This is a genomic window from Streptomyces sp. GL_141 (genome assembly GCF_057834385.1).
On sequence record NZ_CM174402.1, the window covers coordinates 8241497 to 8254668 of the forward strand.

General features: G+C 70.9%; 11 protein-coding genes. 5 read left to right on the forward strand and 6 right to left on the reverse strand.

Annotated elements, in window-relative coordinates:
• The first annotated feature begins 71 nt into the window (after positions 1-71).
• From AC3IX6_RS36635 to AC3IX6_RS36645, 3 genes are read left to right on the forward strand one after another with little or no spacing between them, the layout of a single operon-like run.
• A complete protein-coding gene (locus AC3IX6_RS36635) occupies positions 72-2591 on the forward strand; it encodes a twin-arginine translocation signal domain-containing protein (protein WP_489367603.1) in 2520 nt (839 codons plus the stop codon).
• Positions 2558-3691: an NAD(P)/FAD-dependent oxidoreductase gene (locus AC3IX6_RS36640; protein ID WP_489367605.1), complete on the forward strand. Its 1134-nt coding sequence runs from the start codon at positions 2558-2560 to the stop codon at positions 3689-3691. The genes AC3IX6_RS36635 and AC3IX6_RS36640 overlap by 34 nt, the downstream gene beginning before the upstream one ends.
• 20 nt (positions 3692-3711) lie before the next feature.
• Positions 3712-4341, forward strand: coding sequence for a hypothetical protein (locus AC3IX6_RS36645; RefSeq protein ID WP_489367606.1), 630 nt, complete (start codon positions 3712-3714; stop codon positions 4339-4341).
• Positions 4342-4427: 86 nt separating this feature from the next.
• Here the strand turns inward: AC3IX6_RS36645 and thpD are convergent, their stop codons facing one another.
• The 5 genes from thpD to AC3IX6_RS36670 form a co-directional block, all read right to left on the reverse strand.
• Positions 4428-5330: an ectoine hydroxylase gene (gene thpD / locus AC3IX6_RS36650; protein ID WP_489367607.1), complete on the reverse strand. Its 903-nt coding sequence runs from the start codon at positions 5328-5330 to the stop codon at positions 4428-4430.
• Between the two features lie 61 nt (positions 5331-5391).
• Entirely contained in the window at positions 5392-5796 is a 405-nt protein-coding gene (locus AC3IX6_RS36655; protein WP_489367608.1) for an ectoine synthase, read from the reverse strand.
• Between the two features lie 45 nt (positions 5797-5841).
• A complete protein-coding gene (ectB, locus tag AC3IX6_RS36660; RefSeq protein ID WP_489367609.1) occupies positions 5842-7110 on the reverse strand; it encodes a diaminobutyrate--2-oxoglutarate transaminase in 1269 nt (422 codons plus the stop codon).
• 110 nt (positions 7111-7220) lie between these two features.
• Positions 7221-7790, reverse strand: coding sequence for a diaminobutyrate acetyltransferase (gene ectA / locus AC3IX6_RS36665; RefSeq protein WP_489367610.1), 570 nt, complete (start codon positions 7788-7790; stop codon positions 7221-7223).
• Positions 7791-8858: 1068 nt separating this feature from the next.
• Complete coding sequence (locus AC3IX6_RS36670) at positions 8859-9881, reverse strand: hypothetical protein (protein WP_489367611.1); 1023 nt, start codon at positions 9879-9881, stop codon at positions 8859-8861.
• Between the two features lie 151 nt (positions 9882-10032).
• Here AC3IX6_RS36670 and ligA point away from each other — a divergent pair, with 151 nt between their 5' ends.
• Positions 10033-12099: an NAD-dependent DNA ligase LigA gene (gene ligA / locus AC3IX6_RS36675; RefSeq protein WP_489367612.1), complete on the forward strand. Its 2067-nt coding sequence runs from the start codon at positions 10033-10035 to the stop codon at positions 12097-12099.
• A 66-nt stretch (positions 12100-12165) separates the two neighbouring features.
• On the forward strand, positions 12166-12639 hold the full coding sequence (locus AC3IX6_RS36680) for a GNAT family N-acetyltransferase (RefSeq protein ID WP_489367613.1): 474 nt from the start codon (positions 12166-12168) through the stop codon (positions 12637-12639).
• Positions 12640-12677: 38 nt separating this feature from the next.
• On the opposite strand, the gene AC3IX6_RS36685 is transcribed toward AC3IX6_RS36680, so the two are convergent.
• A complete protein-coding gene (locus AC3IX6_RS36685; protein ID WP_489367614.1) occupies positions 12678-13091 on the reverse strand; it encodes a rodlin in 414 nt (137 codons plus the stop codon).
• Between the last annotated feature and the right edge of the window lie 81 nt (positions 13092-13172).

Genomic DNA, 13172 nt, shown 5'->3' on the forward strand with positions numbered 1-13172 from the left:
CGCCGTCCGCGCCGGAGCCGCCAGAATCACCGCTCGGTCAGGGTCCCCGAACATCCCAGGAGACAACCGTGGTGCTCTCTCGACGAGATCTCGTGAAAGGAGCCGCCGCGGGCGGCCTCCTGCTCGGGTTCCCCGGACTCACCGTCCAGTACGAGGCCGTGGCGTCGCCCCCCTCCAGACCCCTGGCCGACGCGGTCGCCGACGCCTGCGCCCGGCTCTCGGACCGCGGCTGGCGCACCCTGCTCCTCGCCGTCACGCGGGGCGTACTGGACATCGGGGCCGCGGACCTGGCCGCCGAGCTGGCCAAACCCGTCCCCGAACTGGACCGCTCCGTACCCGGCTTCGAGGACTTCTCCCCGACCCTGCCCGCCCGTGGCATCGAGGCGGGGCACCCCGCCCGGAGCCTGCTCTACCACGCGTTCGCCTCGCCCCACGTGACGACCGACGGCCGCGGCCGGACCCTCGGCGCGTTCCCGAGCCTCGCCGAGATCGAAGCCGTCGAGAACTACGTCTACGGGGTGCGCCCGCCGACGCTGGCCCGGCTCCGGGAGACCGCCGGGGAGAACCCGCTCGGCGTGGTGGTCTTCGCCCTCGACTACCGCGACGCCACCGGGTCGGTGCACGGCCGCCACGCCGACCTCTGCTTCTCCCGGACCGGCATCACGCGCATGGGGACCACCGGCCCGCACTACGACGCCAGGACCCGCCAGTTCGCCCCGCAGGACCCGAAGAGCCCGTTCGTCTTCCGTACGGTGCCCCAGCGCTTCGCCCCGTACCTCGCCATGCAGGTCACCGGGGCCGACAGCCGTACCTTCGGCCCCCGCGACATCGTCCCGGGCGACGACGAGCGCACCTTCTGGGTGCCGGTGCACAAACTGTTCCCCGGGCGGGAATGCATCGAGGGGCTGGACCTTTCCCTCACCCTCGGCTCGTACATGATCAACGAGAAGCTCAAGCGGATGCACCTCTTCCTCCGGGAGCAGGGCTATCCGACCGAGTGGACCGGCAAGGACCTGGACAAGTTCCCCTTCACGATCCGGGGCGAGAAGATCGCTGCCCTGCTGCCGCCCCAGAAGGAAGGCAACGGCTCCGGGGTGCTCGCCCCGCGGCCCGGGCCCTTCGCGGACCGCGCCCGGTTCGAGGGGGAGTGGCTCAGCTTCAACGTGTCCGCGGACCTGGTCAAGGAACCGGGAATCCTGTACTTCTCCTCCGTCCAGCTGATCCCGGGATCCCTGGAGACCGAACCGACCTACCTGGAGGGGACCGCCCCGGACAACGACCGGCGCTCCCCCGAGTACGTCAACATCCGCCACCGTCTGCACGGCGACGGGCGGCTGGAGAACCTCAACCTCAACCCCGACATGGACACGATCATCCGTGAGGGCGGCTACCGGGCCCAGCACTGGGTGGACTTCGCCGGAGACGGCTTCGTCTCCGTCGACTGCCCCCAACTCGCCTCCGAGATCGACACGTTCAAGCCGGCCTTCTGCAGCGTCGCGCCACCCGACTTCTTCCCCCACGTCAACCAGCACGATCTCGCGGTGTGGTGGCGCACCGAGGTCCCCGAGGCGATCCGCGCGGCACTGTGGGCGGTACCGCCCCACCCGCTCTCGGAGTTCCGCTTCGCCGGCGACATCACCCTCCCCAAGGGCTTCGACATCTACGACGACACCCTGACCGCCGTCCTCGGCCATCCGGCGCCCGGCGAACCCCTCGCCCGCCCGCTGCCCGCCGGCGCACGCGGCCGGTACACCGGCCTGCCGGACGCGGCGGCCGGGGTGACGGACCCGGGGTGGGAGGTCAGCCAGGGCCTCGTCTACAGCGAGCCCGGACTGCCGCTCCAGCGCTACATGCAGGCCTACAGCCTCGGCACCCCCTTCCTGGAGGACGTCAAACTCTGTGCGGCCCTGGGCAGTTACTGGCCCTCCGTGGCACCCGATGCGACCCGCACGTTCACCCCGCTCAAGGACGCCCCCGGCTTCGCCTATCCGTGGCCGACGATCGTGCCGCTGACCGACGCCGAGATCGGCATGGAGGAGAGCGACGGGCTCGGCAGGCTGCCCTGGGACGGGATCCGGGGCCCGGAGGTTCGTACGGCGGGCGGCAGGCAGGTGGTCGCCTACCAGGACATCGACAGGGCCGACTACATCACCACCCAGGACCGGCTCACCGCGCACCTCACCGCGCGGGTCGACCTCGCCGAGACCAAGTCCCGGGTCCTGGCCATGTCGGCGGTGTACTGGAGCCTGGGCATCCACGACCCCGAGTTCGTGACCCGGTTCGGCGACAAGGCCGTGATCGAGATCCTGAAGGCCAAATCGGCGTGGGCGGTGCTGTCCTTCACCGCGGTCGACGCCGACGACACCGGACTGGCGCAGGCCCAACAGGCCACCGGCAGCCGCCTCACCGGGACCCGTCGCTACCGGGTCCGCATCTACCGGCCGGGAGCCGAATCGCGGGACCCCGGCGACATCCAGAAGGTCCTGGTGGAGATCGAGGAGGACGTCCTGGCCTTCACGGACGGCACGGCCGTACTGCTGCGCAGGGGCGGAGGCCAGTGGACGCGCGACGCCACGATCCCGACCAGGTGACGGCGGACGGCACGGATGCGGACGCGGCTGCGGACGTGGACGTAGACGCGGATGTGGACGCGGATGTGGGTGTGGACGTGCTCATCGCCGGAGGCGGACCCGCCGGCTGCGCGGCCGCGATCGTGTGCGCGGCGGGCGGGCTGCGCACCGTACTGGCGGAGCGCGCCGACGGCCCGACGGACCGGCCGGGCGAGGCACTGCATCCGGGCGCCGAGACCCTCCTCGCACGCCTCCTGCCGGACGGCTTCGAGTCGGTGGTCGGAGCCCGGCACGAGGGCATCAACGTCGGCTGGGGCGGCCCACCGCGCTTCGAGCCGTTCGGCAGCGACGAGGACGGGCCGTGGCGCGGCTTCCAGGTCGACCGGCGGCGGCTGGACGGGCTCCTGCTGGACCGGGTCCGGCAGGCCGGGGCGGAGGTGAGGATGTCCTGTCGGGTGCTGGAACCCCTGATGGAGGCCGGTGTCATGACGGGCGCCCGCACCCGGGGCCCGGGGCCGGGCACGGCGGTGATCCGCGCGCGGACCGTCATCGACGCGACCGGCCGCGCCCGATGGGCCGGCCGCGCACTCGGGCCCACGGGCGCCGGCCGGGCGCGATCGCCCCGCCTGCTGATCCGCTACGGATACGCGGTGGGCGCCTGCCCGGTCCGCGACGAGGCGCCCGCGATCGTCGCGGACCACACCGGCTGGACCTGGACGGCCCGGGTGGGGGCCGCCCGGTACCAGTGGATGCGGCTGGACTGGGTACCGGAGCAGAGGCCGCGCAGCTGGCTTCCCGAGGAGTTCGCGGGCCTGACCCCCGAGGGCCCGGCACGGGCCGCCGACGTGACCTGGCGGCTGTCCGGGGCTCCTGCGGGACCGGGCTGGTTCGTGGTCGGCGACGCCGGCGCGCAGCTGGACCCGGCCTCCTCCCACGGCGTACTGCGGGCCCTGCTGTCCGGCTGGACGGCCGGCAGCCTGACGGCGGCCGTGGCGGACGGCGCGCTCGGCCCCCACCAGGCCGCGGCCACGTACCGGCAGTGGCTGTACGAGGGCGCCGAGCGCGACATGCGGCACCTCGCCGGTACGTACGCGGGGCTGGGAGCGCGGGGCTTCGGCTGACCCGGCTAAGGTGGCGCCTCATGAGCGAGCGCATCAGCCGGACCGGACCGGTGGACAGACCCGTCCGCATACGTGTGGCCGGCGGCCTGCTGGCGTGTTCGGTGGTGCTGCTCGCCGGCTGCGGCGACGGCGGCGATCGGTCGGACAAGTCGGCGGCTACACAGGACGCGTCGCCCTCCGCGTCCGCCACGCCCTCACCCTCGCCGACGGAGTCGTTCGGCTCCCCGCCGTTCCCCGGCCCCGGGGCCGACGTGCTCATGGCCAGGATCGCCGGGCGGTGGGGCATGGAGAGCCACCGGACGGGCCGCTACGGACAGGGGCCGCTGGAGGCGAAGCGGGTGCTCCCGGAGGGGTTCACGCTCTTCGTGCGGATGAACAGCGATGAAAAGGGCCGAACGCACCGCGTCGAGTGCATGGTGCTGAACTCGACGTCCCAGAAGGCCGCAGCCACCCTGGCGGAGTGCGCGGACATCGCACTGGACGGCAAGGTGACCCCTCGGCAGAAGGAGTGGATCTCCGCGCAACTCGCCATCGCCGACGAGCCGGACGGCCCGAAGGAGTCCATCGACGTCCTCACCGAGAGCGGCTTCAGGATGCGGCTCGTCGCACGGATCACCGGGAACATCCTGACCATCACCCCCGTGGAGTAGGCGCCGACCCGGCCGACCCGGCCGGGCAGATGCCAGGTCGGGGCGGGTTGGGTGAGGCCGGGCCGGGTGAGGCCGGGGCCGACGCGTCAGCCCACGGGGGTGAAGTCCTGCGAGGCGATGTACCCGGGGCGGCGCACGGGGGCGGCGAAGGGCTTCGACGGGCGGTTCTCGACGCTGTTGAAGACGAGGAACACGTTGCTGCGCGGGTACGGCGTGATGTTGTCACCCGAGCCGTGCATCGCGTTGCAGTCGAACCACGTGGCCGAACCGGCCTTGCCGGTGAAGACCTTGATGCCGCAGGCCGAGGCGAACTTGGTCAGCGCCTCGTCCGACGGTGTGCCCGCGTCCTGCATCTGGAGGGACTTCTTGTAGTTGTCCTTCGGCGTCGCACCGGCGCAGCCCAGGAAGCTCCGGTGGGAGCCGGGCATGATCATCAGGCCGCCGTTGGTGGTGTAGTTCGGCGTCAGGGCGATGGACACCGACACGGTGCGCATGTGCGGCAGGCCGTCCTCGGCGTGCCAGGTCTCGAAGTCGGAGTGCCAGTAGAAGCCGCTGGCGCCGAAACCGGGCTTCACGTTGATCCGGGACTGGTGCACGTACACGTCGGAGCCCAGGATCTGCCGCGCGCGCCCCGCGACGCGCGGATCGGCGGCGAGGGCCGCGAACGCCTCGCTGATCCGGTGGACTTCGAAGACGGAGCGCACCTCCCGGGACTTCGGCTCCACGACGGACCGGTCGTCGGCCAGCGTCGAGGGGTCCCGGAGCAGCCGGTCCATCTCGGCCCGGTAGACGTCCGTCTCCTCGGGCGTGATGAGTTCGTCCACGGACAGGAAGCCGTCGCGCTCGTAGCTCTCCAGCTCGTGGGCCCATATCGGGCCCGGCGTGCCGGGCTCGGACCAGACGACGGGGTCGACGCGGCCGGTGAGCACCTCCTCGGAGCCCCGGGTCGGATACAGGTCCTTCACCGTGCGGGTGGATGCGTAGGTCATGGCGGTGCCTGCCTCTCCTCTCGGTTCTGTGATCTCGGATCTCTGTGCGTTCTTCGGTCCGTCAGCCGTGGCCGGGCTCGGCGAGCAGCGGGTACACGCCGTTCTCGTCGTGGTCCTCCCGGCCGGTCACCGGCGGGTTGAACACGCACAGGCAACGGAACTCGTGCTTCACGCGCAGGGTGTGCCGCTCGTGGCCGTCGAGGAGGTACATGGTTCCCGGCGTGATCGTGTAGGTCAGGCCGGTCTCCTCGTCGGTGAGTTCGGCCTCTCCTTCCGTGCAGACCACGGCCTCCACGTGGTTCGCGTACCACATGGACGTCTCGGTACCGGCGTACAGGACGGTCTCGTGCAGGGAGAAGCCGACGCGTTCCTTGGCCAGGACGATGCGCTTGCTCTCCCAGGTCCCGGATGCCGCCCTGACGTGGCGGTCGGTTCCCTCGAGGTCCCGGAACGAGCGGACGATCATGGTGGTGCCCTTCGTGGTGTGCGGCGGATGCTGCCGGGGTGCCGGTCAGGCGGTTTCGCGGACGGAGCGGGCGAGGATGCAGAGGCCCTCGTCGAGTTCGTCGGCGGTGACGGTGAGCGGCGGGAGCAGCTTCACGACCTCGCCCTCGGGGCCCGAGGTCTCGATGAGGAGACCGTGCTCGAAAGCCCTCCGGCTCACCGCCGCCGCACGCTCCTTGTGGGTGAACTCGACGCCCCAGACCAGTCCGCGGCCGCGGTACGTGGCACCCAGCCGGGCCTGCTCGGCGCACAGCTCGCGCAGCGCGCGCTCGATGTGCGCGCCCTGGGCGAGGGTCCGCTCGCGCAGGACGCCGTCGGCCCAGTAGGTCTCCAGGGCAGCCGTAGCGGTGACGAAGGCCGGATTGTTGCCGCGGAAGGTGCCGTTGTGCTCGCCCGGCTCCCACAGATCCAGTTCGGGCTTGAACAGGCACAGGGACATGGGCAGTCCGTAGCCGCTGATGGACTTCGACAGCGTGACGATGTCGGGCGTGATGCCCGCCTCCTCGAAGGAGAAGAACTCGCCGGTCCGGCCGCAGCCCATCTGGATGTCGTCGACGATCAGTAGCATGTCGCGGCGCCGGCACAGGTCCGCGAGCGCGCGGAGCCACTCCGCGCGCGCCACGTTGATCCCGCCCTCGCCCTGGACCGTCTCGACGATGACCGCCGCCGGGTGGTTGAGGCCGGATCCCTGGTCCTCCAGCAGGCGCTCGAACCAGAGGAAGTCGGGGACCCTGCCCCCGAGGTAGTTGTCGAAGGGCATCGGGGTGCCGTGGACCAGGGGGACGCCGGCGCCGGCCCGTTTGAAGGCGTTGCCCGTGACGGCGAGGGAGCCGAGCGACATGCCGTGGAAGGCGTTGGTGAAGGACACGACCGACTCGCGGCCCTTGGCCTTGCGCGCCAGCTTGAGCGCAGCTTCGACGGCGTTGGTCCCGGTGGGCCCCGGGAACATCACCTTGTAGTTCAGTGCGCGGGGTTCGAGGACGTGGGACCGGAAGGTCTCGAGGAAGGCCCGCTTGGCGGTCGTCGACATGTCGAGCCCGTGCGTGATGCCGTCCCGCTCCAGGTAGTCGAGCAGGGCCCGCTTCAGGACGGGGTTGTTGTGCCCGTAGTTCAGGGACCCGGCTCCCGCGAAGAAGTCCAGGTAGCCGCTGCCGTGTTCGTCGTACAGCCGGCTTCCCGTGGCGCGCTCGAAGACGACGGGCCAGGCGCGGCAGTAGCTGCGCACCTCGGACTCCAGGGTCTCGAAGACGGACAGGACCGGCTCGGTCATGGTCAAGGGAACTCTCCAATGAACGGGGGGTGTTCGGGGCAAGGTGGTGCCTACGGGGCGTTGCCTACGGGGGCGTTGACTGCGAGGCATGGCTCACGGCGTGTGCGGCTCCGCGCTCAGAAGGAGAGCGGACCGATGCGATGCAGGACCTCCGGGGCGTACCCGCGGTCCGGGAACTCCTCCGGGGCGAACAGCACTTCGCGTGTGAGCGTGGCGCCGTGCCGTGCGGCGTACGAGGCGAACAGCCGCTCCGACGCGAGGTTTCCGGGCGAGATGGTGGTCTCGAGGGAGCTCAGCCCGTGTTCTGCCGCCACGCGGGCGGAGAGGCCGTCGAGCAGGGCCCCGGCGATGCCCAGGCCCCGGACGGACTCGTCGACGGCGATCTGCCAGACGAGCAGGGTCCCGGGGCTCTCGGGCCGCAGGTACCCGCTGACGAATCCGACGGCACGCCCGGACGCGTCACGGGCCACCGCGGAGGTGCCGGCGAAGTCACGGCACCAGAGGAGATAGCTGTAGGCCGAGTTGAGGTCCAGCGCCCTCGAATCGCGGGCGAGGCGCCACAGCAGGCGTCCGTCGCCCGGGCGGGGGCGGTCGATGTGTGTCGTCGCGGTGGACGGGGCGGTCGGGGTGGACGAGGTGGTCGGCGGTGTCTTCCGGTAATGGGCCAGTTCTGCATGAGCAGTCATGCGGGCCGAAGCTACCGAGGGTTGGAGCAGATTGCACGGCCCTGAAGGGTTATGGGGAAGGCGCTGCCCGTGATATGTGGAAACGCCTCCCCGGAGTGACGAAAGTGCCAGCAATGCGCCCGGTTTTCTGCGAAAAATGCTGATATCTCCACCCCACCCCCGGTTCTATAACGAGCAGGTAACGTCTTTGCTCTGTCTCATATTTTCCACTTGAATGTGATGTCTTCCTCGGCGGACCGGGGTTTCGTTCACGGCTGCGCGGTTAATAGGAGACCGCGCTGAGCGTGAGGGTCTGTTCCGCCGGGGTGCGGGCGCCACCGACCGGACTGCCGGTGGTGTCGGTCCAGGCGCGGGTCGGAGTGGTCTCGGCGAGCCGGCCCGACACGTCCGAGAGGCCGATCGCGAGTCCGCTGTAGCGGTTCACGAGCCGATGGGTGCCGGTGGGCGTGCCGTCGGCCGTGGAGTTCGGGATGACGAACCACTGCTGTCCCACGGTGGGCCCGCTCCGCGGCGCCTTCGTCGCGGTGGGCCTGGCCGCCCATGCGCGCCCCGAGTCGGCCTTCGCGTCGACTCCGAGGAGCTGACGGGTGGAGGAGTTGGCGATGCGGTACGAGCCGTCGCCGTTGGAGGTGAACACCCACTGGGCGAGGGCCGACCCGCCGGCGGAGGGGAGGGACGTGGTCGCCGTACTGCCCTGGACCTGGGCGAGGTGGCGGCCGGTGCCGCCGGTGATCGTGTAGGACCTGCCCGGATCTATGACCGCGGCGGGAGCGTTCGTGTCGATCACGGTCTCGCAGTACTCGCCGTCGGCGCCCCCGGAGCAGAAGAACGAACAGTACGACCGGAACTGCTTGCCGACGATGGTGGAGCCCGTCTTGTTCACCGAGTCCAGCATCCAGCGGTACCAGGAGCCGGTGCGGTACGCGCCGGAGTCGCCGGCGAGGCGCCACTTCTGGGTGGCGAGGTTGTCGGTGACGTAGAAGCGCTGCGGCTCGCTGCCGTCCTGGTTGACCGCCTCGGGCTGGCCCACGTACAGGCCGAGGTAGGCGTTGTAGGCGATGTTCATCGTCAACAGGTCGGATTTCGCGGGCAGTTCGCCCGCCGCCTGCTGTTCCTGGACGTTGCCGGGGTTCGCCGGGTCGTAGTCCTCCGCCACCGGGGTGTACCCGGTGGTGTGGGTGGCGTCGACGGGTTCCATGTTGCTCTCCAGGCCGCCCGTTCCGGGCTGGGACCACGCGCCGTCGTACCACTTCCGCCACGAACCGGTGCCATCTTCCCGGACATGGGGGCGCGGGCCACGTGCGCCCGGCTGCCCGCCGTCCACGCACCGGGGACGCCGCCCTTCGGGATGACGCGGGAGTTGTAGTAGACGTAGAAGTAGCCGGAGGCGGTGTCCACGAACAGGCGGGCATCGCCGTTGCCGTAGTGGTACGTCTCGTGCGGGAAGGCCGCGGTGTCGCCCCGGAGGGTGCTGTGGGGCGAGGTGAGCACGTGGTCCTTGATGGCCCACGTCCTGCCCTGGTCCCCGGACACGGCGTAGTCGATCGCGTCGTAGTGCAGGCCGTCGCCGAAGGGTCGCGGGGTGAACTCGTTGTGCACCAGCCCGTACCAGTCGCCGGTGTCGGGATCCACCCAAACGCCCATCAGGTCGCAGTAGTTCTTCTGCGCGTAGTGGGAGGTGTCCGGGGCGTACGTGGCCTCGCGCCCGGTCGGGCTGTTGTTGCACCGCCACGTGGTGTCGTCGTTGCGGTCGTCGGCGTTCGCCGGATCGACCGCGGTGCTCAGCGCGGCGGAGCGGGTGGCGGAGTCGAAGTCCTTGCCGGTGTAGAAGGTCCACTTGCGGGGATCGTTCGCCGCGTACAGGGCGTGGGCCGACTGATAGTAGAACGCACCGTTCTTGTCGATGTACGTGGCGGCGGGGGTGTCGTCGGGGTGGGTCCAGGAACCCTTCGCACCGATGGAGACGGTGTACGTGGCTGTGGGGGACAGAGCCGGCCGGGCCGAAGCCGGAGCGGAGGCGAGGGCGGCGAACAGGGCCGCGGCCGTGGCGGCGAGCGCGATGGCGGTCCTCGTCCCGGAAGGGGCTGACACGAGTGCTCCTCTCAAGCCCGGGCCGTCCGCCGGACGTGGGGGCCTGCTAGCGACAGGGCGTCAATTAATTTGAATAGAAGCCGAATTAATCAACGGCTGTCAAGGCTCGGCGCCGAGGGGCGTTGTCAGTGCCGTGGGAGAGGATCTTTCCATGACGATCCTTTCCGCCGATGAGGCGCCGTTCAGCCTGTCCAGCCGCCCCGACTACGCCGCCGCCCTCCAGCAGTTGCGCGAGGCCTCCCGGGCGTACTACGGGGGCGAGAGCGACCTGCTCGACGACGCCGCCTACGACCGGCTGCGGCGCTCCGTGCTCGCCTGGGAGGCGGAGCACCCGGACGAGGTCGCCCAGGATTCCCCGACCGGCCTGGTGGGGGACGGTGCCGCGCCCGTCGGCGACATCGCGCACACCACCCGGCTGCTCAGCCTCGACAACGTCTTCGACGCGGACGGCCTGGTCGCCTGGGGAGCTTCGCTCCAGCGCCGCCTGGGGCACGAGCCCGCGGGCGGGTTCACCGTCGAGCCGAAGATGGACGGCGCCGCCGTGGCCGCGCGGTACCGCGACGGGCGGCTGGAGCAGATCATCACCCGAGGCGACGGTACCCACGGCGAGGACGTCAGCCACGTCATCGGCACCATCGAAGGCCTGCCCGAGCGGCTGCCGCAGCCCGCCACCTTCGAGGTGCGCGGCGAAGTCCTCTTCACGCAGCAGCAGTTCGATACCGCGAACGAAGTCCGCACCGCGCACGGCGCACAGGTCTTCGCGAACCCGCGCAACGGCACCGCCGGCACCCTGCGGGCCAAGGACCGGCCCTACCGGCTGGCGATGACGTTCTGGGCCTACGGAGCGGTCGAGCTCGACGGCGTCGCCCTCGCCCCCTCCGGAGCCACGCACGCCGAGGCCCTGGCCGCCGTGGCCCGCGCGGGCGTGGGGACCACGGCCGATACGCCCGCCGGCCTGCACGTGGTCGCCACCCTCGCCGAGGCGCAGCGGAAGGTCGACGAGATCGCCGCGCTGCGCCCCGCCCTGCCGTTCGGCATCGACGGCGTCGTCATCAAGGCGAACGACGCGGCCGAGCAGGCCGCGGCCGGGTTCGGGAGCAGGTTCCCGTACTGGGCGATCGCCTTCAAGCTGCCGGCCGTCGAGCGGCAGACCGTGCTCAGGGACGTGGTCTGGGAAGTGGGCCGTACCGGCGTACTCGCCCCGACGGCGCTCCTCGACCCGGTGGACCTCGACGGATCCACCGTCACGCGGGCCACCCTCCACAACCCCGCCGACATCCGCCGCCGCGACCTCCACCTCGGGGACACCGTGACGGTGTACAAGGCGGGCGACATCATCCCGCGGGTCCAGGCCGCCGTCACGGGCCTGCGTCCGCAGGGCGCGATCGAGGTGCCGCTGCCCACGGTCTGCCCGCAGTGCGGCGGAGGGATCAACAAGGACCAGGAGCGGTGGCGCTGCGCGAAGGGCACGGCGTGCGCGCTGCCCGCACTGATCGAGTACGCCGCCGGTCGCGACATGCTCGACATCGACGGCCTGGGCAAGACGTACGTCAGGGCCCTGATCGAGTCGGGTGACGTGACCGACGTCGCCGACCTGTTCACCCTCACCGAGGAGCAGCTCACCACCGCCTCCGGGAGCGCCAAGCGGGGGGCGAAGCTGGCCGAACAGATCGCGGCCGCCAAGTCCAGGCCGCTGAGCCGCGTCTTCTGCGCGCTGGGCGTCCTCGGCACCGGGCGCAGCATGTCCCGTCGCATCGCCGCCTACTTCGGGACCATGGACGCCATCCGGCAGGCCGACGCCGAACGGATGCAGGAGGTCGACGGCATCGGCGGGGAGAAGGCTCCGGTCATCGTCGAACAGGTCGCGTCCCTGGCCGCGGTCATCGACAAGCTGGTGGCGGCCGGGGTGAACATGCGGGAGCCGCGGCAGCCGGAAGTGACGCGCGAGGGCCCGCTGGCCGGCACGACCGTCGTCGTCACCGGCAGGATGAGCGGCCCGCTGGCGGGCGCGGGCCGCTCGGAGGTGAACGCGCTGATCGAGAAGGCCGGCGGCACGGCGGGCAGCAGCGTCAACTCCAAGACCACCCACCTGGTCTGCGCTCCGTCCGCGAGCGGGAAGCCGAGCTCCAAGGCCGTCAAGGCCACGGAGCTGGGCGTCACGGTCCTCACCCCGGAGGCCTTCGCGGAACTCGTCGCCGACTACCTGTCCGAGAGCTGACGGGTGGCCGCCCACGGCTTACGGCCGCGACCGGCCCGTCGCCGTCACCGCATCAGGATGCGATCCGTGGCGAGCGACGGGTCGATGAGGATCTTGGCCGTCCGGGAAGTCCGCGACGCCGACTTTCCGCAGTGGCGCGCCCTGTACCGCGGCTACGCGGACTTCTACCGGGTGGAGCAGACCGAGGAGGCCGCCGCACGCGTGTGGGGGTGGGTGAACGACCCCGCCCACGAGGTGAGCGCCCTCGTCGCCGAGGACGCGGACGGCCGGCTGATCGGCCTGGCGCACTACCGCCCGTTCGCCCGTCCCCTGTCGGCCACCACCGGCGGGTACCTGGACGACCTGTTCGTCGACCCCGCCCACCGCGGGTCCGGCGCCGCCGATCACCTGCTCGCGGCCTTGCGGGAGGTCGCCGCCGCACGCGGCTGGAGCGTGGTCCGCTGGATCACGGCCGACGACAACCACCGAGCCCGGGCCAAGTACGACCAGGTGGCCACCCGCACGATGTGGGTCACCTACGACATGGCACCGGCCGACTGACGAAGCGATTCGATCGGTGCTCGGTCTGGGGCGGGTCGTCAGCTGCCCTGGGAGACGTTGCCCGAGAGGACCGGGATGTTGTCCAGGATGTGGGAGAGGGCCTCGTCGCCCTTGCCCTGGGTGGAGTTCTCGGTGCACTGCTGGTTCTGCGGGTTGGAAAGGACGTTGATGTCCTGGACGCCCACGTTCGCGAGGATCGCGACCAGCGACTGGGCGTTGACCTTGACCGGCAGACCGATGCACGGCTTGTTCAGCGTGCCCTGGACCGCGGAGAGCTGCGGGCTCATCGCGCCCTGGGTCTTCTGGTTGCCGTAGGCCTGCACGGCACCGTTGCCGTTGACGGTGTTGATCCCGTTGTCATTGCCGATGGCCATGGCCGGCGCGGCCATGGCGGCGCCGGCGCCGATCGCGGCGGCGGTGGTGACTGCGGTGACCATCATCTTCTTCAGCATTACCTGGTGATCCTTCGTTGGAGCGGGTGGTACCCGTCGGGTGTTTCGCCTTGGCAACGCTCGCGAGCGGAGCACGTGGCG